A 23387-nucleotide genomic window follows, 5' to 3' on the forward strand; every position below is an offset into this window, starting at 1 on the left:
GAGCCGAACCCGCAGGTCAGCGCCGTCTGATACTCGGGGGGTGACCACGGTGGGATGGGATTCGGAGATCCAGCGGCTCGCGGCGGTGCGCGCGCTGCGGCTGCTCGACACACCGCGCGAGGAGCGCTTCGACCGCATCACCCGGCTGGCGCAGAGACTGCTCGGCGTGCCCATCGCGCTGGTGAGCCTGGTCGACGTGGACCGGCAGTGGTTCAAGTCCTGCGTGGGCCTCGAGGGGGAGAGCACCCCGCGCGACGTCTCCTTCTGCACGCACGCCGTCGCTGCGGGCACCCTGCTGGAGGTGTTCGACGCCACCGAGGACCCCCGGTTCGCCGACAACCCGCACGTGCTGGGCGACCCGTACATCCGCTTCTACGCGGGCCAGCCCATCGCCGCCCCCTCCGGCCACCTGGTCGGCACGCTGTGCGTGGTCGACCGGGTGCCGCGCAAGCTCACCCCCGCCGCCCGCCAGGACCTGCGCGACCTGGCCGCCTGGGTGGAGCTGGAGTGCACGGTCGTGCAGGCCCAGCAGTGGGAGACGACCCGCAGGGACTTCGTGTCCATGGTCAGCCACGAGCTGCGCACCCCGCTGACCTCGGTGAGCAGCTCGCTGGAGATGATCCTCTCCGGCGACTTCGGCGAACTCGACCCCGACATGCGACCCCTGGTCCAGATCGCGGCCCGCAACGCCGAGCGCCTGGTCCGGCTGTCCACCGACGTGCTCGACCTGCAGCAGATGCGCCGCGGCCAGCTGCGGCTGCGCCTCGACGACATCGCGGTCATGGACGTCATCGAGTCCACGGTCGCCGCCGTCGCGCACGCCTCGCTGGAGGCCCGGGTGCGGATCGAGGTGGTGTGCGCGGACCAGGCGTACCTGCGCGGCGACGCCGACCGGCTGGTCCAGGTGCTGACGAACCTGCTGGCCAACGCGGTGCGGGTGTCGGCGGCCGGGTCGCGCGTCGAGGTGAGCTGCGAGCTGGTGGGGCAGTGGGCCACGATCGCCGTGCGCGACTCGGGGCCGGGCGTGCCGCCGGAGCGGCTGGAGGCGATCTTCGAGCCGTTCGTGCAGTTCGACATGCCGGTGCAGCGCACGGCGGGCAGCGCGGGCCTCGGCCTGGCGATCACCCGCGGCATCGTCGAGGCGCACGGCGGCCGGATCACCGCGTTCCCCGCGGTCGGTGGCGGCAGCGTGTTCGAGGTGATGCTGCCCGCGAACGGCCCGTCCGACGACAAGCCCTGGTGGTAGCTACTCGGTGTCCCTGAGCACCGCCCGCGCGGCCCGCCTGCCGGACACCAGCGCGCCCTGGATGGACGGGGTGTCGCGGTGGTCGCCGCACACGTAGATGCCGTCGCCCAGGGCCACCGGCTTGCGCAGCGACCCGTTGGCGACCGGGAGGGCGTGCGGGACGCGGTAGGTGCGCACGTGCCGCCACGCGCTCGTGTCCTGGTGGTACAGCTTCGCCAGGTGCGCCCGGACGGCCTCCTCGCCCGGGTCGTCCGGGCCGATCGAGGTGGACGAGACCAGCACGCCCCGGGGCGCGTACTCCGGGGCGGCGTTGGTGAGCACGACGGAGTTGGCCACGGGCCCGCGCCGCTCCGCGTCCACCACCAGCGCGCCGTCGGCGACCGGCGGGAAGTCGGCCAGGTGGTAGTGCGTGACGCAGCCGCGCGTCGGCGTGTTCGGCACCCGGTCGCCGAGCAGCGACGCCGCCACGTGCCCGCCGACGGCGACGACCACCGACCGGGCGGTGACGGTGCCGAAGTCGCCGGTGACGCGTCCGGGGGCGACCTCCCGGATCGGGTAGCTGTACTGCACCGAGTCCGCGGGCATGCCCGCCGCGAGCTGGTCGGGGATGGCCCGCATGCCACCCGCGGGCACGCCGATCTCGCCGCGCGCGAGGCTGCGCACCACGAACTCGGCGAACCGGCTCGGCACGGTCAGGTCGGGGTCGAGGAAGACACCGGAGAGCAGCGGCCGCACGAACCGCTCCAGCACCGGCCCGGTGATGCCGTAGTTGGCCAGGCGGACGCGGAACGGGCGGTCGTCGCGGCCGCGCAGCGTGCGGGCGGAGGCAGCGGCCAGGGCGGCGGCGTACGCGCCGAGCATGGCCTTGCGCGGCAGCGAGCCGATCGGCGCCCTGAGCGTCTCCCGGAACCGGGCGGGCAGCCTGCGCGGGTCGGCGACGATGTGCAGGCCGTCGCGGTCGCTGACCAGCACCGCGGGCAGGAACGGCCGCAGGCGCAGCGCGTCGATGTCCAGCAACTCCCGGGCGGCCGGGTAGGCGGCGTTGAAGACCTGGAAGCCGCGGTCGAGCAGCAGCCCGTCCACCCGGTCGGTGCGGACCCGCCCGCCCGGGGCCTCGTCCGCCTCGACCACGACCACCTCGCGGCCCGCGTCGAGCAACGTCCGCGCCGCGGCCAGCCCCGCCAGCCCTGCCCCCACCACGACGGTGTCGGTTTCGATCGCCACGGGCGCAACCGTAGTTGAGCGGTGTGGTCCGGGTGGCCGTCGACAGGCCACCCGTCCGGGGCTCACGGCAGCGCGGCGACGATCTTCGCGGTGTCCTCGGCGGAGAGCCGCAGCCCGAAGCGCTCGCGCAGCAGGGCGGGGACCTCGGCGTCGGTGACCTCCGAGCGCTCCTCGGCGCCGTCGGGGCGCACGAGGGTCAGGACCCGGTCGTTGAGGTTGAGCCGCCAGTCGTCGGTGATCCGCCCGAGGTAGACGCGGCCGACGAACGGCGAGCGCGGGTGCGTGGAGATGAAGTGGTTGGCGACCACGACGTCCACCTGGTGGTGGGGCTCGTCGGTGAACCGGTAGAGCGGGAACCAGTGGTCGACGCGGTGGCGGGCGAGCAGCCACCGGCCCGGCGCGGGTTCGCGGGTGACCCGGTAGCGGGTGCCGCTCTGCACGACCTCGGCGCCGTCGACGAGCGGGACCGGCTCGGTCGGGCCGTCGTTGCCGAAGCCGACGTCGGTCAGGTAGGTCCCGCCGTCGAGGTGGACGAGCAGGGTCATGTGGGTGCGCGGCCGGGGCCGGGGCGCGTCGAGGTCGGTGCGGGCGATCAGGCGGGTCACGGTGAACCCGAGCCGCTCCACGGCGGCGCCGTAGAGGAGGTTCTGCTCGTAGCAGTAGCCGCCGCGCCCGCCCCGGACGAGCTTGGCCTGGATCGCGTCGAGGTCGACGTCGACACCGCGGCCGAGCACGACGTCCAGGTTCTCGAACGGGAGGCTGAGCGCGTGCGCGCGGTTGACCCGCGTCAGCGTCGCAGGCGACACGGGGAGGTCCCCGGTCACCCCGATGCGCTCGAGGTACGCGTCGAGATCGAGCCGGTCACTCTGCCATTCGTCCACGTGCGTCCCCCAACCCAGTGACAACCCATACCTAAAGTAGTGATCCTGGGCCGTGGTGCCACCAATGGGCGACGCAGATCTCAGGTGGGCAGCGTGATCCGGATGCGGCAGCCGCGGGACGAGTCCACCACCGCGATGGTGCCGCCGTGCAGGTCCACCACCCAGCGGGCGATGGACAGGCCCAACCCCGTGCCGCCGCCCCGGGCGCGCTCGCCCCGGGTGAAGCGCTGGAAGACCAGGTCGCGCTCGGCCACCGCGATGCCCGGGCCGTCGTCGCGGACCTCCAGCAGCACCCCGGCCTGCGAGCGGGCGGCGACCAACCGGACCTCGCCGTCCGGCGGGCCGTGCCGCACGGCGTTGTCGACCAGGTTGACCAGCACCTGGTGCAGCCGCTCCCGGTCGGCCACGACCAGCTCGGCGTTGTCCGCGACCCGGGTGCTGAACCGCGCCGAGCGGCCCGCCGCGACCGCGTTGACCTTCGCCTCGGCCACCACCTCGGTGAACAGCTGCCCGACCGCGACCGGCTCCTGGTCGAGCTGGTGGGCGCCCGCGTCGATGCGCGAGAGGTCCAGCAGTTCGGTCACCAGCCTGCCCAGCCGCTCGGTCTGCGCCAGCGCGGTGCGCATGGTCGCCGGGTCGGCCTCGCTGATGCCGTCGACCACGTTCTCCAGCACCGCCTGCAGCGCCGCGATCGGGGTGCGCAGCTCGTGCGAGACGTTGGCGATCAGCTCCCGGCGGTGCCGGTCGGCGGCGTCGAGGTCGGCGCTCATCTGGTTGAACGCCCGGCCCAGCTCGCCCACCTCGTCTCGGGCGGTCACCCGGACCCGGCGCGAGTAGTCGCCGCGGGCCATCGCGCGGGCCGCCGCGGTCATCTCGCGCAGCGGCCGGGTCATGCCGTGCGCCAGGATCTGCGAGACGACCAGCGCGCCGACGATGGCGGTGATCGAGGTGTTCGTCGGGATCCAGCCGATCATCAGCCAGAAGTAGGACAGCCCGGCGCTGCCGGAGAACACCAGCAGGATGCCCAGCTTCAGCTTGATCGAGCGGACCGGGTCGAGGGGGCGCGGCAGCCAGTCGGCCAGGGTGCTCAGCCGCGCCCGCAACCCGCTCACTCCGGCACCTCCAGCGCGTAGCCGACACCGTGCACGGTGCGGATCAGGTCGGCGCCCAGCTTGCGCCGCAGCGCCTTGACGTGGCTGTCGACGGTACGGGTGCCCGCCGCCTCGCCCCAGCCCCAGATCTCGGCCAGCAGCCGCTCGCGGGGCTGCACCGCGCGCGGCCGGGCCGCCAGGTACGCCAGCAGGTCGAACTCGATCGGGGTCAGGTGCGCGGGCGTGCCGCCCCGGCGGACCCGGCGCTGCACCGCGTCCACCTCCAGGTCGCCGACCACCAGCGGCGCCCCGGCCGGGTCGGCGTGCGCGGCCCGGTCCACCCGGCGCATCAACGCGTGCACCCGCGCCACCAGCTCGCGCGGGGAGAACGGCTTGGTCATGTAGTCGTCGGCGCCGACGCCCAGGCCGACCAGCAGGTCGGTCTCGTCGTCACGCGCGGTGAGCATGAGCACCGGCACCGGGCGCTGCGCCTGCACCCGGCGGCACACCTCCAGGCCGTCGAAGCCGGGCAGCATCACGTCGAGGACCACCAGGTCGGGCCGGTGCTCGGCGGCCGCGGCCACCCCCGACGGGCCGTCGTGGGCCAGGTCGACCTCGAACCCCTCCGCGCGCAACCGCGCGGCCACCGACTCGGCGATGGTCTGCTCGTCCTCGACCACCAGCACCCGACGCTTGTTCCCCATGGGTGGTGACTGTAAGCAATCGGTGTGCGTTTCGGTGGTGTCCGGTGTGAACGTTGTGTGGAGGTGCACAGCTCACCGGGCACGGGGAAACCGGGATGAAGCGCACCGGGGGCATTGCCTACGCTGGTAGGGAGATGAGCAGCACAGACACCAGCGCGGGCCCGGCCGACCTGCGCGCCGCCCTGCCCGACTTGACGCTGCGCGACGAGCAGCGGCTCGGCCGCAGGCTCGAGGGCCTGCGCAAGACCCGCGACCCCAAGCGCAGGCAGGCGGCCCGGGAGAAGATCGCCGAGGAGATCGAGGCCGCCAAGCGGCGCGTCGACGCGCGGCGGGCTTCCGTGCCCGAGCTCAAGTACCCGGAGGAGCTGCCGGTCAGCCAGCGCCGGGAGGACATCCTCGCGGCGATCCGCGACCACCAGGTCGTCATCGTGGCCGGTGAGACCGGCTCCGGGAAGACGACCCAGCTGCCCAAGATCTGCCTGGAGCTCGGCCGGGGGATCCGCGGCTTCATCGGGCACACCCAGCCGCGCCGGATCGCCGCGCGCACGGTGGCCGAGCGGGTCGCCGAGGAGGTCGGCACGCCGCTGGGGGAGACCGTCGGCTGGAAGGTCCGGTTCACCGACCAGGTCGGCGACCGCACCCTGGTCAAGCTGATGACCGACGGCATCCTGCTCGCCGAGATCCAGAACGACCGGCTGCTGTCGGCCTACGACACGATCATCATCGACGAGGCGCACGAGCGCAGCCTCAACATCGACTTCCTGCTCGGCTACCTGGCCCGGCTGCTGCCCCGGCGCCCGGACCTCAAGGTCGTCATCACGTCGGCGACCATCGACCCCGAGCGGTTCTCCCGGCACTTCGGCGACGCGCCGATCGTCGAGGTCTCCGGCCGCACGTACCCGGTGGAGGTGCGCTACCGGCCGCTGGTCGACCCGGAGGACCCCGACGCCGACCCGGACCGCGACCAGACCCAGGGCATCCTCGACGCGGTCGACGAATTGTGCGCCGAGGGGCCGGGCGACGTCCTGGTGTTCCTCTCCGGCGAGCGCGAGATCCGCGACACCGCGGAGGCGTTGTCCGCGCGGAACCTGCGCGGCACCGAGATCCTGCCGCTGTACGCGCGGCTCTCCAGCGCCGAGCAGCACCGGGTCTTCCAGGCGCACAGCGGTAGACGGGTCGTGCTGGCCACCAACGTCGCCGAGACGTCGCTGACGGTGCCGGGCATCAAGTACGTCGTCGACCCCGGTACCGCGCGGATCTCCCGGTACAGCAACCGGCTCAAGGTCCAGCGGCTGCCGATCGAACCCGTCTCGCAGGCCTCGGCCAACCAGCGCAAGGGCCGCTGCGGCCGCACCTCCGACGGTATCTGCGTCCGGCTCTACAGCGAAGCGGATTTCGAGTCCCGGCCCGAGTTCACCGACCCCGAGATCCTGCGCACGAACCTGGCGTCGGTCATCCTGCAGATGAGCGCGGCCGACCTCGGCGAGATGGCGGACTTCCCGTTCATCGACCCGCCGGACCGCCGCCACATCGCCGACGGCGTGCAGCTGCTGCAGGAACTGGGCGCGCTCGACCCGGCCGAGAAGGACCCGGCCAAGCGGCTGACACCGTTGGGGCGCAAGCTGGCCCAGCTGCCGGTGGACCCCCGGCTGGCGCGCATGGTCATCGAGGCGGACCGCAACGGCTGCGTCACCGAGGTCATGGTGATCGCGGCCGCACTGTCCATCCAGGACCCGCGCGAGCGGCCGCAGGAGAAGCAGCAGGCGGCGGCGGAGAAGCACGCCCGGTTCGCCGACCCGGACTCGGACTTCCTCAGCTTCCTGAACCTGTGGGAGTACGTGCGGGAGCAGCAGAAGGAGCTGTCCGGCAACCGGTTCCGCCGCCAGTGCAAGGCGGAGTTCCTGAACTACCTGCGGATCCGCGAGTGGCAGGACATCCACTCGCAGCTGCGTCAGATCGCCAAGCAGCTCGGGATCACGCCGAACGACGTGCGGCCCGACCCGCGCAACATCCACATCGCGCTGCTGTCGGGTCTGCTGTCGCACATCGGTTTCCGCGACCCGGCGGGCAAGGACTACTTCGGCGCGCGCAACGCCAAGTTCGCGGTGTTCCCCGGCTCGGCGCTGTTCAAGAAGCCGCCGCGCTGGGTGATGGCGGCGGAGCTGGTGGAGACCACCCGGCTGTGGGCGCGGATCGCGGCCCGGATCGAGCCGGAGTGGGTGGAGCCGCTGGCCGAGCACCTGGTGAAGCGGATCCACAGCGAGCCGCACTGGGAGGCGCGGCAGGGGTCCGTGGTGGCGACCGAGCGGGTCACGCTCTACGGGCTGCCGATCGTCGTGGACCGCAAAGTCCACTACGGACGGATCGACCCGGAGATGTCGCGGGACCTGTTCATCCGGCACGCCCTGGTCGAGGGCGACTGGCAGACCCGGCACCACTTCTTCCGCGACAACCGAGCCCTGCTGCGCGAGGTGGAGGAGCTGGAGCACCGCGCCCGGCGGCGCGACATCATGGTCGACGACGAGACGCTGTTCCGCTTCTACGACGAGCGGATCCCGGCGGAGGTCGTGTCGGGGCGGCACTTCGACACGTGGTGGAAGAAGACCCGGCACGAGCAGCCGGAGCTGCTGAACTTCTCCAAGTCCATGCTGGTCAACGACACCGCGCGGGACATCAGCGAACAGGACTTCCCGGACACGTTGCGGCAGCAGGGGTTGTCGCTGCCGCTGAGCTACCGGTTCGAACCGGGCCGCGCCGACGACGGCGTGACGGCGCGGGTGCCGATCGCGGTGCTCAACCAGCTGTCGGGGGACGGGTTCTCGGTGCAGGTGCCGGGGCAGCGGGAGGAAGTGGTGACCGCGCTGATCCGGTCGCTGCCGAAGCCGCTGCGCCGCAACTTCGTGCCCGTACCGGACTTCGCCAAAGCCGTTGTGGCGCGGTTGAAGGAGGCCGAGGAGTCGCTGCCGGACGCGGTCGGGCGCGAGCTGCGGGCGCTGACCGGTGTGGTGATCCCGCGGGACGCCTGGCAGCTGGAGTCCGTGCCGGACCACCTGAAGACCACGTTCCAGATCGTCGACGGCGACCGCACCCTGGCACAGGGCAAGGACCTGGGCGCGTTGAAGGAGCAGCTGAAGTCGCAGCTGCGGGCCTCGCTCGCCGAGGCGACGGTGGACCTGGAGCGGCGCGGCCTGACGTCGTGGACGATCGGGACGCTGCCGAAGGTCGCCCGGACGGAGCAGAACGGGTTGGTCGTCACGGCCTACCCGGCACTGGTCGACGAGGGCCAGTCGGTGGCCGTCCGGATGCTCGACACCGAACCGGACCAGCGCGCCGCGATGTGGACGGGAACCCGGCGGCTGGTGCTGCTGATGGTCCCGTCGCCGGTGAAGCACGTGGTGCGGAGCCTGTCGAACCAGGCCAAACTCGCGTTGTCGCACAACCCGCACGGCGGAGTCCCGGCCCTACTGGCCGATTGCGTCGAGGCGGCGGCGGATTTCCTGATCACGCGGGCGGGCGGGCCCGCGTGGACCGAGGCGGACTTCGACCGGCTCAAGGAAGCGGTGCGAACCCGGCTGAACGAGACGACCGTCGAGGTGCTCGACCGGGTCCGCAAGGTCGTGATCGCGTGGAACGACGTGCAGAACCGGCTTTCCCGGACGAAGGGCCCCATCTTCGTGGAGCCCTTGGCGGACATCCGCGAGCAACTGGCTGGGTTGATCTTCCCGGGATTCGTGGCGGCGACCGGTGTGCGGCGGCTGGGCGACGTGGAACGGTACCTGCGCGGTATCGAGCGGCGGTTGGACAAGTTGCCGGAGCGGCCGGATCGGGACCGGACTTGGATGCACGTGGTGCAGGACCTGGAGGACTCGTACCACGAGGCGGTGGAGCAGTTGCGGCCCAGCGCGCGGGATGCGGAGGTCACCAGGTCGGTGCGGTGGATGATCGAGGAACTGCGGATCAGCTACTTCGCGCAGACGTTGGGGACTCCGGGATCGATTTCCGACAAGCGGATCGTGAAGGCTATCCAGCAGTTGAATCCCTGAGGTGTGCTGGTCCTTGCCGCCTGGGAGGATTCTGTTGGTGCGGAGTTGTCCACAGAGGCTTATTCACGCCCCGGGATGATCACCCCGATGTAAGAGGCGGCGGCCCGTTTGAGAGAATTCAGTTACCACACATTATTCTCGAAAACGGACCGCCTCCATGTATCATGCCGCCGGCCTCACTCGGGACCGTGTCGAGGAATTATGTGCCCTGATCGGCGAAGCGACCGGGGAGTCGGTTCGCCGGTGGCCGCCGGTTCTGGGTTTGTACCGCTCCGTGGTGGTCACGTTGGCGTACTTGCGGCGGAATCGGGTTCAAGCGGAGTTGGCGGAAGCGTTCGAGGTGTCACAGCCGACGCTCGGTCGGGCGATCGCGGCGGTGACACCATTGTTGGCCGGCGTGCTCGAACAGTGCGTTCCCGCGGCCGACGATCTCGACGACCGCAACTCCCCCATAGTGGACGGGACACCGCTGCCGTGCCGGTCATGGGCTTCCCGCCCGGAGTTGTCCTCCGGGAAACACCGCACGACCGGGCTCACCGTCCAGGTCGCGTACACGCCGGACGGACGTCCGAGATGGGTGTCGGATCCTAGGCCGGGATCCCGTAACGACATCGTCGGCCTGAACGCCTCGCGGGTTCTCGACGGACGAGAGCCCAGCACCTGGCTCGGCGACAAGGGCTACATCGGTAGCGGTATCCTGACCCCGATCAGAAAACCCAGAAACCGAGAACAACCCGACTGGGAAGTGGAGTTCAACCGACACCACAACTCCATCCGTGTCGTGGTCGAACGCGCCATCGCCCAACTCAAAAGACGGCGTGTTCTCCACACCGACTACCGGCGTCCCATCGACACTTTCACCGACACCATATCGGCCGTTATCGCCCTCTACTTCTACGCCGCTGAATAAGCCTCACAGGCTTGATCGTCTTCGCGCGGTTCTGTCGGTGCTCGCCGGTAGAGTGAATATCGGGGCCGGAGGCGTGCGTTGATCATCTTGTGGTCTGCGCGGTGCCGGTTGGGATCGTGGCTGGGTTGATCGGTCCGGCTGTTCGCGGAAAAAATGTGGGGCCTCGATTGAGTGAACTTGCTTTACGCGGGGCCCCTACGAGCCTGCGGTGGGGAAGAGCGGTGGGATGGGCAAGCCCACCCCACCCGCGGTAGAGCTTGGCAGGCTCGTCCCCCCACGCAAAGCAAGTCCACCCAATCAAGGCGTATAGCGGGGGCGCGTTGCGTTCGGTGGGGGAGGGGATCCTGCGGCGGTTTCGGGGTGGTTCGGAAGGAAACGAAACGGCCTGAGATGTGGTGGGGACCGTTGCGTGGGGCGGGGTTGGGTTTCTGTGGTGGTTTCGGGGTGGTTGAGGAGAAGCCGAAATGGCCGGAGGGGTAGGGGCGCGTTGCGTTCGGTTGGGGCTGGGCTCAAGCGGCGGTTTCCGGGGATGGCTTGTGAGGGCGGGACAGGTGGTCTGCCTGCTGCCGTGAGGGGGATGAACTCGTCGCCCGAGTGGAGATCGTGTTGTGCGGGCGGGGAAATCAGCTTATCGGCGGACGTGCAGGCGGACCATCGTCCCCGTGGCCGGGGTGGAGCGGATGCGCACCAGGTCGCACAGCTGGTTGGCCAGCCACACGCCCCGACCGCCCTGGACCGAGGGGAGGGGGGCGACGCGGCCGACCATGGGGTCGGTGATGTGGCCGCTGTCGGTGATCTCGCAGACCAGGGACTCGCCCTCGGTCCACAGGCGCAGGGTGCCGCGTTCGCCGCCGTGGCAGATGCTGTTGGTGACCATCTCGTTGGTGGCCAGCGTCAGGTCCAGCGCCCGGCCGCGCGGGAGGCCGAACTGCCTTGCCCGCACCGCCACCAGGTCCCGCAGTTCGGGCAGGTCGTCGAGGCAGAAGTGGACCATGTCGCTCACCTCGCCCGGGTCGGGCAGCGGGGTGGTGAACAGGTCCAGCGCGTACTCGGGGTCGTACGCGCCGGGGACGTGCGCGCCGCCGAGCAGGCACGGGTGGGTGCGGCGCGCGGTCGCCATGACCGACGGGGGCACGTCCGCGTCGAAGGCGCAGCGCAGCGTCAGGTTCGCGGCGTCGGCGAAGGCCAGGTTGATCAGGGCCTCGTGCAGCGCGACCTCCGCGAACTCGTCGGCGGTGCGGCCCAGCCAGGCCGATTCGCCGATGCCGCGCACCCCGCGCCCGTCCGCCTCGGCCAGTTGCGCGCGGACCGCCGGGATGAGCCGGGCCGGGTTGCGACCGATCTCCACCACGTCGAGGAAGTGGACCTCCTCGGCCCGCGCGCCCAGCGCCTCGCGCAGCAGCTTGGCGGGGTGCGGTGGCAGCACGGCGAAAACGGACTCACCCGCCAGCAGGCCGTCGCGCACGAAAACCGCCGCGCCGTCGACGAAGGAGGACGGGTCGCGGTAGACCAGTGCCTCGTGGGCGAACCCCGGTGCGCTCATGCGGTCACGTCCTCGAACCTGGAATGGGGGCGGTGTCCTCGCTCTCCAGGACGCGGAGGGCCCGAGCCAGTTCCGACCGCCCGCCGATGAGGCCAGTCACATACCGGGCCGAATCCTACCCTCGCGCCACGCGCGCGGCGACCGCTCCGCCGCCACTGCCGCGTGGTGAACACCAACGGCCCAAGGGGGTTGTCGGTTAACCGGGAACCATACTCCGTCCTATGTGGACTGATCGATCCCGTCCACCACCAGTCGTGCGCGGTCGGGGTAGAAGCAGAGCAGTCCCGCGATCTTCTGGCTCTCCGCGAACGGGGCCGGGTAGCACCACACGAGATCGCGGTGCGTGACGCCGTTTACCACCGCGTCCAGGTACGTCGCCGTCCCCTTGTACGGGCACATCGTCGTGGTGGCCGACGGGCGCAGCAGGTCCAGCCGCGCGTCCCGCGCGGGCAGGTAGAAGCGCGGCGGCAGGCCGGTCTCGAACAGGACCCTCGGCTGCCCGCTCTCCGCCAGCCGCACCCCGTCCAACTCGACCACGACGTGCCGCGACGAGGCCAGCACGTCGACCCGGGTGCACGGGTCGCGCGCGTGGACGTACACCGGTTCGTCCTCCTCGTACCACTGGTCCACCGCGCCCCAGTCGACCCCGACGAGCCCCGGCAACCCGGGCGAGGTCCGCACCGCCCCCGCGGGCAGCAGGTCCGCGCGGACGTCGGCGTCGGGGAACCAGTACGCCGGGTACGGGCGGTCCACCCACACCAGCCGCACCTCGGCGGAGTCGACGACGTACGCGCCGCCGAGGGTGGCGCGCACGTGCTTGGGGGAGCGCTCCACGCGCCGCGGCTGGTCCACGCCCCGACGCTACCGGCCCGGCGAGTGGCCTCCGCCCCGGTGCCGTGAAAGGTTCTGCCCATGGTCATCTCCCTTGCCCCGCGGCCGCGGCACCGGGTGAGCCTGGACGACTGGCTGATGCTGGCGCTCGCGGTCGTGGCGGTCGGCCTGCTGGCCTACCGGGTGTTCTGGCACCCGCCCGCGGACACCGCCCGGCTGGTCGTCTGGCTCGACCGCGGCCTGTGCGCGGTGTTCGCCGTCGAGTTCGCCTGGCGGTGGGCGCGAACGGGGTTCAGCCGTCGCTTCCTGTGGGTGAACTGGTACGACCTCGTCGGCCTGATCCCCCTGACCCACCTGTGGCTGCGCGCGTTCCGCCTGCTGCGGGTGGTGCGGATCGGCGTGCAGCTCGCCCGCGTCCACCGGCCCGTGGACCGGTCGGTGGGGGAGGAGTTGGCGCACCGGGCGATGGCGCGCTTCGGCGGCGTGCTGATCGACGTGATCAAGAAACCGCTGACCGTGGCCGTGCTCGAAGAGGTCGTGTCGGTGCTGCGCACCGGCCATTACGCGCGGAACATGGCCAGCGCGCTGGAGGAGAACCGGGCCGAGATCCGCGCCATGGTCCTGGAGAAGATCCGCGACGACCCCCAGGCGGGCAGGCTCCGCAGGCTGCCCTTCCACGACGAGATCGTCGGCGCCGTCACCGACACCACGCTGCGGGTGGTGCTGGAGATGCTGGCGGACCCGCGCACCGACGAGCTGATCTCGGACCTGCTGCGGGAGAACATCGACCAGATCCGGGAGGCCGTGCGCACCGACGCGCACAAGAACCTGCCCGACCCGTCGCCGCCGGACCGACCGGCGCCCGCGTGAGCGTTCGGGCAGGTGGATCTGCCCGAACGAGCTCCACCGGATCGCGGGCCGGGTGCGTGAAATCCTGACAGAATCCCTCCGGTGATGATCTCCGACTTAAGCGCGGACCCCGCCTTCGACCTGGACCCCGGGGTCGTCCACCTCAACCCCGGCGCGTTCGGCGTGGTCCCGCGCGCGGTGCTCCGGGCGCGGAACGGCTACCAGCGCAGACTCGAGGCCAACCCGACGCGCTTCCACCGGGTGGAGCTGTTCGACCTGGTCAACCGGGCCCGCGCGGCCGCCGCGGGGTTCCTCGGCACCGACGGCGTGGCACTGGTGCGCAGCGCGTCGGAGGCGATCGCCACGGTGCTGGCGGCCATCCCGTTCGCCGAGGGCGACGAGATCCTCACCTCCGAGCACGCCTACCAGACCGTGCTGTTCGCCTGCCGCGAGCGCGCCCACGTGCGGGCCGCGCCGTTCCCGCTCGACGCCGGGCCGGACGAGGTCGCCGCCGCGTTCGTCGCCGGGCTGCGGCCGACGACCCGGCTCGTGGTCGTCGACGCGATCACCTCCGCGACGGCGCTGGTGCTGCCGGTGGCGAAGGTGGCGCGCGTGTGCCGCGAGCGCGGGGTGCCGGTGTTCGTCGACGCCGCGCACGTGCCCGGCCACATCGACCAGCGGCCCGCCGACCTCGGGGTGGACTTCTGGGTCGGCAGCTTCCACAAGTGGGCCTACGCCCCGCGCGCGGTGGCGGGGCTGTACCTGGCGCCGCGGTGGCGGGAGCAGGTCAAGCCGCTGGTGCCGTCGTGGCTGCACCCGAGCGCCTTCCCCCGCTGGTTCGACCACGCGGGCGGCGACGACTACTCCGCCTGGCTCGCCCTGCCCGAGGCCATCGACTTCTGGCACGACGCGGGCGGCTGGGACGCGGTCACCCGCAGCGCCCTCCTCCTCGACCGCGGCGTCCGGCTGGTCGCCGACGCCATCGGCGTGCCCGGCCCCGTCACCCCGCGCCACGCCCCCCTGATGCGGCTGCTGCCGCTGCCCCGCCACTGGGCCCCGGACGTCGCGGGGGCCCGCGCGCTGTACGAGGAACTGAGCACCCGCCACCGCATCGAGGTCCCGGTGGTCCGCTGGCGGGACGACCCGTACCTGCGCATCGGCGCCACCATCGTCAACCGACCGGCCGACTACCAGGCCCTCGCCTCGGCGCTGTCCCAACACCGCTCGCACCTCAGCCGAACCAGCTGACGCGGCCATCTCGCGACTCGGCTGCCCCGCCACCCGCCCCGGGGCGCTGCTGCCGCGAACGCGATTTCGCATGACGCCCGCCCAGCCGGTGGCCGCGAGGCCCTCCCGACCGGAATGCCACGGCCGGCGCCGAGGAACCGAGCAGAACGCGGACCTGAGGCCCGCGCGGCTGTCGTGTCCGCGCGGCAGGTGGCCACCGCGGCGTGCTTGAGGTCGAGCTCGCCCGTCGCGGTCGAGGAGCTCGGACCCTTGGTGAACCGGCGCCCGGGCCGCCCAGCCGCGGCGGCGTCGGCTCAACGCCGCCGCGAAACTCGACGGATCCAACCGGCCGCCGCCTCGTCACCCGGCCGCCGTGAACCCGTCGTCGCACGACCCGCACCCGCCCAATGCCCGGCGAGAGGTCCCCGGGACCGGAGAACCCCCTGGTCTCAATTCTCTCGCGGCGCGGCCGGTGATCGGCGGTCCTCCGGCGGGCCTGTGGACAACTTCCGGAGATGTGGACAGCGGTGTCGGAAAGCGCGTCGAAGGGCGGACTACTGGACCTCGCTGTCCGGTGGTGGGATGCCGAAGTCGCCGCAGGCGGGCTCGACTTTGTCCACTCCGGACACCGCGCGCAGGGTTCGGATGGCGCCGGTGGGGGCCGAGCCGGTGATGGTGCCGATCTCCGCGAGCACGTGCTCCACCCGCAGGCCCGCCGCGGTCAGGTCCGCGACGACCTCCGGCAGGCGGGACGCGGCGTCGGCCGACACCACCACCAGGACCGGTTCGCTCACGGGGATTGGACCAGGCCCGCGCCGACGTCCGTGCTCGGCAGGGGCAGCCTGCGGGCGGACTGGGACAGGCGGGCCCACAGCTCCCACCCGCGCGCGCCGGTCGCCTGGGCGATCAGCGCCGCGACGCCCGCGACGTGCGGGGTGGCCATGCTGGTGCCGCTGATCCGGTTGTAGTTCTTCGGCCGCGGCCACGACGAGTACACGTCCAGGCCGGGGGCCACCACGTCCACCGCGCCGATCTCGTCGACGGTGCCGCAGGAGAACCACGCCAGCGCGGACGCCACGTCGATGGCGCCGACGGCCAGGACCGACGGGCAGTTCGCCGGGTGCCCGACCGGCCAGATGACGCCGTTCTGCCGCTTCGAGTCGTTGCCCGCCGCGGCCACGATCAGCGTGCCCTGCGCCAGCGCGCGGTTGGCGACGGTCTCCCAGGTCTGCGAGTACGGCGTGCCCGGCCGCACCGTGGCGCCCAGCGACATCGACACGATCTGGCAGTTGTTCGACACCGCCCACGCGATGCCCGCCAGGATGCCGCCGTCGGTGCCGGAGCCCTGGTTGCTGAGCACCTTGCCCGTGAAGATCTCCGCCTTGTACGCCACGCCGTACCCCGGGCCCGTGCCCGGCTCGCGCGGACCGGCGGCGCTGCCCACGCAGTGCGTGCCGTGCCCGTGGCCGTCGTCGGGGGACTCGCCGGGGACGAACGAGATCCGGGTGACCGCGCGGCCCGCGAAGTCCGGGTGCTCGACGTCGAAGCCGGTGTCGAGCACCGCGATCCGGATGCCCTCGCCGGTCGCCGCGCTCAACTGGGCGCGCACGGCCTGCAGGCCCCAGGTGAACCGCGACTCGTCGGCGCCCGCGGGGGCGGCCACCTCGGCGTCCGGGGCCTCGGTGCTGATCGCGTACACCCGGCGTTCGGCCTCCAGCGCCACGATCGGGCCGGGTTCGTCGACCGCGCGGGCCAGCGCCGCGGCCTGCTCGGTGTCGGCGTCCACCACCGCGACGCCGAGCCGGTCGTAGACCAGGTTCTCGGCACCGGCGAAGTCGACCCCCGCGGCCTCGGCGGTGCTCGCGGTGCTGATGCCCGCGACCCGGCGCAGCTCGTGGGTACCGGCGGCCACCGCGTCGTCGGCCAGCAGCACCAGGTACCGGCCGGTCGTCTCGGTCTCCGCCGGGGAGTCGTCTGGGGTCGTTCCTGGCTCGGACATCGCATCCGCCCTTCGTCGCGGCTAGCCCACCTGAAAGTGTGATCGCAACCCACGCTTGGGTGTAACGCTCATCACACTTTTGCCGTAACTGCGACCATCGGGTGACAGGGGCCGGATCTGTTCCCGGCGGTCCACCCCGTGGCACACCCCGAAGTGGTCGGCCCGTGCGTTTACTGTCGGAGCATGCAGACCTGGCAATCCCACCCGGTGCCGCGGGTGGAGGGCACACCGCGCCCGCTGCGGTTGTTCGACACCGCCGCGGGCGAGGTCCGGCCTACGGCCCCCGGACCGACCGCCACGATGTACGTCTGCGGGATCACCCCGTACGACGCCACCCACCTCGGGCACGCGGCCACCTACCTGGCCTTCGACCTGGTGCACCGGCAGTGGTTGGACAACGGCCACGAGGTCCACTACGTGCAGAACGTGACCGACATCGACGACCCGCTGCTGGAGCGGGCCGCGCGCGACCGGGACGACTGGGTGGTCCTGGGCATGCGCGAGACCGCGCTGTTCCGCGAGGACATGACCGCCCTGCGCGTGCTGCCGCCCCGGGAGTACGTCGGCGCGGTCGAGTCCATCCCGGAGATCGTCGAGGCGGTGGCGAAGCTGCTGGCGGACGGCGCCGCGTACCGCGTGGACGACCCGGAGTACCCGGACGTCTACTTCGACCACAACGCCACCGGCCGCTTCGGCGGCGAGTCCAACTACGACGAGTCCACGATGAACCGGTTCTTCGCCGAGCGCGGCGGCGACCCGGACCGCCGGGGCAAGCGCCACCCGCTCGACGCGCTGCTGTGGCGCTCGGCCCGGCCGGGCGAGCCCAGCTGGGACAGCGAACTCGGCGCGGGCCGCCCCGGCTGGCACGTCGAGTGCAGCGTCATCGCGCTCAACCGGCTCGGCATGACCTTCGACCTGCAGGGCGGCGGGTCGGACCTGATCTTCCCGCACCACGAGTACAGCGCGGCCCACGCCGAGGCGCTGACCGGCCAGCACCCGTTCGCGCGGCACTACACGCACGCGGCGATGATCGCCCTCGACGGCGAGAAGATGTCGAAGTCGCGCGGCAACCTGGTGTTCGTGTCGCGGCTGCGGGCCGACAAGGTCGACCCGATGGCGGTCCGGCTGGGCCTGTTCGCGGGTCACTACCGCACCGACCGGGCGTGGACCGACCAGGTCCTGGCGGACGCCCAGACCCGACTGGCCACGTGGCGGGCGGCCGTGGTTGCACCGGCGGCGGCCGACGCCCGACCGCTGGTCGCGGCCCTGCGCGACCACCTCGCGAACGACTTGGACACCCCGAAGGCGCTGGCCACGGTCGACGCCTGGGCCGCCCGCACCCTCGCGGGCGGCGAATCGGACGCGGAGGCCCCGGCCTTGGCCCGCGACGCGATCGACGCCCTGCTCGGCATCGCGCTCTGACGCGGGCGGTGGTGGCGGTGCCTCGGGCGGAGGTGCCGCCACCACCGACGAAGTGGCGATGCCTGCCGAGCGGGCGCTGTGGATCGACGCTGTCGCGTGGACGGTCGTTGGCTCGTGGCCATCACGCGGGTGGGCGGGGCATCGGCCTTGGCATTCCCCCGACCGGCGCGACCCGATGGCGCGGCGCGCGTGCCTCCGGCCCCCGATATCCATGCTACCGGCCGGGGCCGACAGTGCTCGGCGGAGATGATCATGCCTGTGGACAACCGCCGGGGGTGTCCACAGGGGAGTGGTCCGGGGGAGTGGTCCGGAGGGGAGGGCTACGGCCCTTCGGGGGCCGGATCCGGTTTGCGGGGGCGGTGCAGGGCGAGGGTCAGCGGGGCGTTGACCGCGACCAGGGCCGCCGGGATCAAGAAACCCAGGGCCGGTTCCGCTTGGTACAGCGGCGTGAAGGCCAGCGGGGACACCGCCGCGCCGGTGAAGCGGAGGGATTGCACCACCGATACCGCGCCCGCGCGGTTCGGGCCCTCCCCGCCGAGCACCAAAGCGTTGACGCCCACCAGGACCAGTTGGGCGGTGATGCCCGTCAGTGCCCAGAGGACGGTCACCGCCGGCAGCCACGGCAGGGTGCCCACCAGCGCGATCGGCACGGCGCCGACCACCGAGCCGATGAGGACCGCCCGGCGCGCGCCGATGCGGTCGATGGACCTGCCCACGTACCTCGCGCTCAGCAACCCCACCACGCCGAAACCGGTCAGCACCAGGCCCCTGGACGCCGCGCTCAGGTTGAAGACCTCTTCGGCGCGCAAGGCCAGCAGGACCGACATGCCGCCCAGGCACGCCCAGCCGACCAGGGCCAGCCAGCCCGCGCGCAGGACCGAGGGGCGCCAGGCCGAGCGCAGGGTGGCGGTGGTGCGCTGCCGTTCGCGCATCTGCTCCGGCAGGCCCGCCATGGCCAGCGCCAGGGACACGACCGCGACGCCGACGAAGGCGACGCGCCAGTTCACCTCCGCCGCCACGCCGCCCAGCAGTGGGGCGCTGGTCTGGCCCGCCGCCTGCAGCGAGGCGAACAGGCCGAGGGTGCGGCCCAGGCGCTCCGGCGGCGTGATGGTGGCTATCGCGGCCAGCAGCAGGGGCGTGGTGAACGCGTTCGCCCCGCCCTGGACGGCGCGGGCCGCGAGGAACAGCGGGTAGTCACCCGCCACGGCGCACAGCAGCGACGCCGCGACGTACACCAGGTACGCGACGCGCACGCTGCGGGACGCGCCCCAGCGCGCGCCCAGGGTGCCCGAGAACAGCATGAGGGCCGCGAACGGCACCAGGTACGCCGTCAGCGAGTACGACGCCACCTGCGGTGACACGTCGAAGTCCCGGCCGAGCTCGGGCAGCATGGCGGTGGTGATCCCGCCCGCGAACGGACCGAGGAAACCACCCGCGTAGAGCGCGGCCAGGGTGAGGCGGGGGTTCACACCCCGGTCGGGCCGGGACCCGGGCCACCGCGGCCCGGGCGGCGCCTGCGCAGGTAGCGCTCGAACTCCGCGGCGATGGCGTCACCGCTGGTCTCGTTGAGGGTGTTCTCCGCGTCGCCGCGCTCCTCCAAGGCGCGCACGTAGTTGCGCACGTCCTCGTCCTCCTCGGCCATCTCGCTGACCGTCTGCTGCCACTCGTCGGCCTGGTCGGGCAGCGTGCCCAGCGGCACCTCCACGTCCAGCACCTCCTCCACCCGGTGCAGCAGCGCCAGCGTGGCCTTCGGCGACGGCGGCTGCGACACGTAGTGCGGCACCGCGGCCCAGATCGAGATCGCGGGCACGCCCGCGCGCACGCACGCGTCCTGCAGCACCCCGACGATGCCCGTCGGCCCCTCGTACCGGGAGCGCTCCAGGCCGAAGCGGGCCGCGGAGGTGGCGTCGTAGGCCGTGCCGGTCACCGGGACCGGGCGGGTGTGCGGGGTGTCGGCCAGCAGCGCGCCCAGGGTGACCACCGTGGTGATGTTCAGGTCCTCGATGTGGCCCAGCAGATCGGCGCAGAACCGGCGCCAGCGCATGTTCGGCTCGATGCCGTGCACCAGCACGACGTCCCGGTTGGACCCCGGCGGCCTGCACAGGTAGAGCCGCGTGGTCGGCCACTCGACCCTCCGGCTGACACCGTCCACCATGCGCACCGTCGGGCGGGTGACCTGGAAGTCGTAGTAGTCGTCCGGGTCGATCTCCAGCAGCGGGCTGGCGTCCCAGGTGAGTTGCAGGTGCTCGATCGCGGTGCTGGCCGCGTCCCCGGCGTCGTTCCATCCCTCGAACGCGGCCACCATGACGGGGTCGACGAGGTGTCTGGGCTCCGGAGCGGGCTCGTCCAGAGGTGTCGGCTCGGGGGTGGGCAGGTCGGTCACCGGGTTAGCCTACGGCCCGGCTCGGACAGGCGGAGATCGTAGGCTGGGGACAGGCCGGTGCGGCCCGCTACGCCGATGGCGAACCGGGCAAATCGGGTGAACGCGAAACCTGGGGGAACACCTTGACCGGACCGTCCACTGCGGATGGCCTGCCCGCCGCCGTGCTCTGGGACATGGATGGCACGCTGACCGACTCCGAGAAGCTGTGGGACATCCCGCTCTCGGAGTACTCGCTCAAGCTGGGCACACCGCTGGGTGACGACACCCGCACCGCGATGATCGGCTCCAACATCCCCACCAGCATGGCGCTGCTGTTCGGCCAGGTCGGCCGGGTGCCGACCCCGGACGACATCGACGAGGCCATGGGCTGGATCAACGAGCGCATGGTCGAGCTGTTCCGCACCCGCCTCGTCATGCGGCCCGGCGCCCGGGAGGCGCTGCGGCTGGTCCGCGACACCGGCGTGCCCACGGCCCTGGTCACCTCCACCGAACGGCACCTGACCGAGGTGGCGCTGGACACCATCGGCCGCGAGTTCTTCGACGTCACGGTCTGCGGCGACGAGGTCGACGGCCGCAACAAGCCCCTGCCCGAGCCCTACCTCAAGGCCGCCCGCCTGCTCGGCGTCGAGCCGACCCGCTGCCTGGCCATCGAGGACTCGCCCACCGGCACCGCCGCCGCCGAGGCCGCGGGCTGCGCCGTGCTGGTGGTGCCCTGCGAGGTCGCGGTGCCGGAGGGTCCGGCCCGGGTGCTGCGGTCCTCGCTGGTCGGCTTGGACGAGGCCCTGCTGCGCGAACTGGTGGCGGTGTCGGCGAGCGCGGGCGCGGGTGGGAGGATCGGTGCTCGTGAAGACCTTCGATGAGCTGTTCGCCGAGCTCACTGACCGCGCCAAGAACCGGCCCGAGGGGTCGGGCACCGTCGCCGCCCTGGACGCGGGGGTGCACGCGCAGGGCAAGAAGGTCCTGGAGGAGGCGGGCGAGGTGTGGATCGCCGCCGAGTACCAGAGCGACGCCGAGCTGTCCGAGGAGATCTCCCAGCTGCTGTACCGGGTGCAGGTCCTGATGCTCGGCCGCGGCCTCACCCTCGACGACGTCTACAAGTATCTGTGACTAGCCCTTCTCGGGCTCCCGCTTCCGGACCATGAGTGCTTGGGCGCCGCGCGCCGCGGCGCCCTGTTCGTCGTGCAGGGTGGATAGCGCGAGACCGGTCCCGGAGGGGCCGAGGATCGAGTGCGCGTCCAGGCCGATCCATTCGCCGACCGGGTGCCGGGTGAGGTGGACCGTCAATTCCGTGTTGATGAACCACCATTCCCGGGGGTCCAGCGAACCCGACGCGCCGCTGCCCGAATCGGCGACCGTGAGCAGCCGCTGGAGACCGGTCGGCGTTTCCCCGGGCACGAGCGGCACCAGTTGCCGCGCCCATATGGTGGCCGGGCCGGGCTCGCCGAGCGAGCCCTTGAGCGAACGCCATTCCAGCGCGTCCAGGTAACCGGGTCCCCACCCCTCCGGCCGCGAAATCGGCGTCCCGGATTCCGGCGGGGCCAGCGGCGGGACGTCGTCCCCGGTGGCGACCGCCGAGGTGTCCGCCGTCGCGACCCGCCAAGCCGCCGCGCGGGCGGCCACCCGGTCGTTCGCCCGCAGTTCGGCGCGCAGCAACTCCACCGACCGCCCCGGCCGCTCGATGGCGGCCGTGACCTCCACGTCGGCGACCGGCACCGGACCCAGGATCTCCACCGTGACCCGGGTGATCAGCGTCGGCACCGCTGACGGCAGCGCCTCCAGCGCCCGGGCCAGCAGCGCCGACGGCGGCCCCAGGTGCTGGCTGCGCGCCGTCCACGGACCCGCCGTGTGGGTCGTGGACCAGTACCGGTCGCCCCCAAGGGGCTCGTAGAACGACACTGCGACATCTCCTCCCACCACCCACCCCCGCTTCCCCGCCCGGCTCGGCAGGTCCGGGGCGCCCACGCCGGTGGGCGACTCGGTCAACGGTCAGTCGGCCCGGTCCAGTGCGCTCTCCTCGCCGGGGTCCGGTTCCGGCCAGCCCGGGTACTCCGGGGGCGTGCCGCCGAACTCCGGACAGTGTTGCTGGTACGAGCACCAGTCGCAGAGCCTGCCGCGGTTCGGGCGGAAGTCGCCGGTGCGGCCCGCGCGCAGGATGGCCTCCCAGATGGCCTCCAAGGTGCGCTCGAACCGGGCCAGCTCGGCCTCGTCCGGGGTGTAGGCCAGCGACTGCCGGTCCGCCAGGTACATCAGCCGCAGCTGCCGGGGCACCTCGCCGCGCAGCCGCCACACGGCCAGCGCGTAGAACTTCATCTGGAACAGCGCCTTGGCCTCGCCGATCTCGCGCGGCGCGGCGCCGGTCTTGTAGTCCACGACCCGGATCTCGCCGGTCGGGGCGACGTCGAGGCGGTCGATGTAGCCGCGCAGCAGCACCCCCGACGGCAGCTCCGTCTCCACCAGCAGCTCGCAGGCCTGCGGCTGCAGCCGCCGCGGGTCCTCCAGCTCGAAGTAGCCGTCGATCAGCTTCGACGCCGACGCCAGCCACTCGCCGGGGTCCTCGCCCTCGGCGAAGATCTGCCCGAACTCCGGCCGCTCGGCCAGCAGCGCGTCCCAGGTGGGGGACAGCAGGTCGTGCGCGACCGCGGGCACCCGCTCGCCCGCGGGCAGGCCGAACAGCCGCTCCAGCACCGCGTGCACGACCGTGCCCCGCACCTGCGCCTTCGTCGGAGTCTCGGGCAGCCGGTCGACGGCGCGCAGCCGGTACAGCAGCGGGCACTGCTTGAAGTCCCCGGCCCGCGACGGCGACAGCGCGGGCCGCCGCCGCGCCTGCCTGGGGGCGGTGGCCTGGTCGGTGCCTGCCTGGTCGGTGCCTGCCGGATCGGTGCCGGACTCGGCCGTGGTGGTGTCGGTGCTGGTCGGGGCGGTACCGGGAACGGGGACCATGGTCAGCACAGTAGTGACCACCACCGACACTCCCGCCCGGGACACGGTCACGCCCCGTGCCGGACCCGTGCTACCACCCGACCGGCCTGCCAGG

Annotated in this window: 20 protein-coding genes; 8 read left to right on the forward strand and 12 right to left on the reverse strand. The window is 72.3% G+C overall.

From position 1 onward, the window contains the following. Positions 1-40: 40 nt before the first annotated feature. Positions 41-1246 carry a GAF domain-containing sensor histidine kinase gene (locus tag V5P93_RS14365; protein WP_104475947.1) on the forward strand — a complete coding sequence of 402 codons (1206 nt, stop codon included), beginning with the start codon at positions 41-43 and terminating at the stop codon, positions 1244-1246. Here V5P93_RS14365 and V5P93_RS14370 read toward each other — a convergent pair whose 3' ends face one another. The 4 genes from V5P93_RS14370 to V5P93_RS14385 form a co-directional block, all read right to left on the reverse strand. Then, a complete protein-coding gene (locus V5P93_RS14370; protein ID WP_181043249.1) occupies positions 1247-2470 on the reverse strand; it encodes an NAD(P)/FAD-dependent oxidoreductase in 1224 nt (407 codons plus the stop codon). It lies immediately after the preceding gene. A gap of 62 nt (positions 2471-2532) precedes the next feature. Next, positions 2533-3351, reverse strand: a complete 819-nt coding sequence (locus V5P93_RS14375; protein ID WP_181043250.1) for an arylamine N-acetyltransferase — start codon at positions 3349-3351, stop codon at positions 2533-2535. Positions 3352-3431: 80 nt separating this feature from the next. After that, positions 3432-4454, reverse strand: a complete 1023-nt coding sequence (locus V5P93_RS14380) for a HAMP domain-containing sensor histidine kinase (protein WP_104476718.1) — start codon at positions 4452-4454, stop codon at positions 3432-3434. 5 nt (positions 4455-4459) lie between these two features. Continuing rightward, positions 4460-5146 (reverse strand): response regulator transcription factor, encoded by a 687-nt coding sequence (locus V5P93_RS14385; RefSeq protein WP_181043251.1) that lies wholly within the window; start codon positions 5144-5146, stop codon positions 4460-4462. A gap of 134 nt (positions 5147-5280) precedes the next feature. Between V5P93_RS14385 and hrpA the strand changes: the two genes are divergently transcribed. Together hrpA and V5P93_RS14395 are read left to right on the forward strand one after the other, a co-directional pair. Next, positions 5281-9189, forward strand: coding sequence for an ATP-dependent RNA helicase HrpA (gene hrpA, locus V5P93_RS14390; RefSeq protein WP_104475951.1), 3909 nt, complete (start codon positions 5281-5283; stop codon positions 9187-9189). A 277-nt stretch (positions 9190-9466) separates the two neighbouring features. After that, complete coding sequence (locus tag V5P93_RS14395; RefSeq protein ID WP_245930918.1) at positions 9467-10099, forward strand: transposase; 633 nt, start codon at positions 9467-9469, stop codon at positions 10097-10099. A 628-nt stretch (positions 10100-10727) separates the two neighbouring features. On the opposite strand, the gene V5P93_RS14400 is transcribed toward V5P93_RS14395, so the two are convergent. Then, positions 10728-11642 (reverse strand): sensor histidine kinase, encoded by a 915-nt coding sequence (locus V5P93_RS14400; protein ID WP_104475953.1) that lies wholly within the window; start codon positions 11640-11642, stop codon positions 10728-10730. Between the two features lie 219 nt (positions 11643-11861). After that, the gene (locus V5P93_RS14405) at positions 11862-12494 is read right to left on the reverse strand and encodes a DUF427 domain-containing protein (RefSeq protein ID WP_104475955.1); all 633 of its coding nucleotides are present in this window, start codon (positions 12492-12494) and stop codon (positions 11862-11864) included. Between the two features lie 60 nt (positions 12495-12554). Here V5P93_RS14405 and V5P93_RS14410 point away from each other — a divergent pair, with 60 nt between their 5' ends. Then, entirely contained in the window at positions 12555-13343 is a 789-nt protein-coding gene (locus V5P93_RS14410) for an ion transporter (protein ID WP_104475957.1), read from the forward strand. 84 nt (positions 13344-13427) lie between these two features. After that, entirely contained in the window at positions 13428-14570 is a 1143-nt protein-coding gene (locus tag V5P93_RS14415) for an aminotransferase class V-fold PLP-dependent enzyme (RefSeq protein WP_104475959.1), read from the forward strand. A 533-nt stretch (positions 14571-15103) separates the two neighbouring features. Here the strand turns inward: V5P93_RS14415 and V5P93_RS14420 are convergent. Continuing rightward, positions 15104-15343 carry a hypothetical protein gene (locus V5P93_RS14420; RefSeq protein WP_104475961.1) on the reverse strand — a complete coding sequence of 80 codons (240 nt, stop codon included), beginning with the start codon at positions 15341-15343 and terminating at the stop codon, positions 15104-15106. Beyond that, complete coding sequence (locus tag V5P93_RS14425; RefSeq protein WP_104475963.1) at positions 15340-16548, reverse strand: S8 family serine peptidase; 1209 nt, start codon at positions 16546-16548, stop codon at positions 15340-15342. The genes V5P93_RS14420 and V5P93_RS14425 overlap by 4 nt, the downstream gene beginning before the upstream one ends. A gap of 183 nt (positions 16549-16731) precedes the next feature. On the opposite strand from V5P93_RS14425, the gene mshC reads away from it, so the two are divergent. Next, a complete protein-coding gene (mshC, locus tag V5P93_RS14430) occupies positions 16732-17970 on the forward strand; it encodes a cysteine--1-D-myo-inosityl 2-amino-2-deoxy-alpha-D-glucopyranoside ligase (RefSeq protein WP_104475964.1) in 1239 nt (412 codons plus the stop codon). Between the two features lie 320 nt (positions 17971-18290). Here mshC and V5P93_RS14435 read toward each other — a convergent pair whose 3' ends face one another. Next, positions 18291-19439, reverse strand: coding sequence for an MFS transporter (locus V5P93_RS14435; RefSeq protein ID WP_104475966.1), 1149 nt, complete (start codon positions 19437-19439; stop codon positions 18291-18293). Continuing rightward, positions 19436-20353, reverse strand: coding sequence for a PAC2 family protein (locus V5P93_RS14440; RefSeq protein WP_374066150.1), 918 nt, complete (start codon positions 20351-20353; stop codon positions 19436-19438). Before V5P93_RS14440 ends, V5P93_RS14435 begins: the two co-directional genes overlap by 4 nt. 122 nt (positions 20354-20475) lie before the next feature. On the opposite strand from V5P93_RS14440, the gene V5P93_RS14445 reads away from it, so the two are divergent. Both V5P93_RS14445 and V5P93_RS14450 read left to right on the forward strand, forming a co-directional pair. Then, on the forward strand, positions 20476-21213 hold the full coding sequence (locus tag V5P93_RS14445) for an HAD family phosphatase (RefSeq protein WP_342752235.1): 738 nt from the start codon (positions 20476-20478) through the stop codon (positions 21211-21213). After that, entirely contained in the window at positions 21197-21460 is a 264-nt protein-coding gene (locus V5P93_RS14450) for a phosphoribosyl-ATP diphosphatase (protein ID WP_104476726.1), read from the forward strand. Before V5P93_RS14445 ends, V5P93_RS14450 begins: the two co-directional genes overlap by 17 nt. Here V5P93_RS14450 and V5P93_RS14455 read toward each other — a convergent pair whose 3' ends face one another. Beyond that, complete coding sequence (locus V5P93_RS14455; protein WP_104475968.1) at positions 21461-22249, reverse strand: thioesterase family protein; 789 nt, start codon at positions 22247-22249, stop codon at positions 21461-21463. Between the two features lie 90 nt (positions 22250-22339). Further along, the gene (locus V5P93_RS14460) at positions 22340-23293 is read right to left on the reverse strand and encodes a RecB family exonuclease (protein WP_104476728.1); all 954 of its coding nucleotides are present in this window, start codon (positions 23291-23293) and stop codon (positions 22340-22342) included. Positions 23294-23387: the final 94 nt, after the last annotated feature.

Origin of the sequence: Actinokineospora auranticolor (assembly GCF_041897805.1) — a bacterium.
Classification (GTDB): Bacteria; Actinomycetota; Actinomycetes; order Mycobacteriales; family Pseudonocardiaceae; genus Actinokineospora; species Actinokineospora auranticolor.

Excerpts from the sequence above, each read along its gene's own strand:
- V5P93_RS14385 (WP_181043251.1), bottom strand. The coding sequence starts at position 5,146 with ATGGGGAACAAGCGTCGGGTGCTGGTGGTCGAGGACGAGCAGACCATC.
- hrpA (WP_104475951.1), top strand. The coding sequence starts at position 5,281 with ATGAGCAGCACAGACACCAGCGCGGGCCCGGCCGACCTGCGCGCCGCC.
- V5P93_RS14400 (WP_104475953.1), bottom strand. The coding sequence starts at position 11,642 with ATGAGCGCACCGGGGTTCGCCCACGAGGCACTGGTCTACCGCGACCCG.
- V5P93_RS14410 (WP_104475957.1), top strand. The coding sequence starts at position 12,555 with ATGGTCATCTCCCTTGCCCCGCGGCCGCGGCACCGGGTGAGCCTGGAC.
- V5P93_RS14415 (WP_104475959.1), top strand. The coding sequence starts at position 13,428 with ATGATCTCCGACTTAAGCGCGGACCCCGCCTTCGACCTGGACCCCGGG.
- V5P93_RS14425 (WP_104475963.1), bottom strand. The coding sequence starts at position 16,548 with ATGTCCGAGCCAGGAACGACCCCAGACGACTCCCCGGCGGAGACCGAG.
- mshC (WP_104475964.1), top strand. The coding sequence starts at position 16,732 with ATGCAGACCTGGCAATCCCACCCGGTGCCGCGGGTGGAGGGCACACCG.
- V5P93_RS14460 (WP_104476728.1), bottom strand. The coding sequence starts at position 23,293 with ATGGTCCCCGTTCCCGGTACCGCCCCGACCAGCACCGACACCACCACG.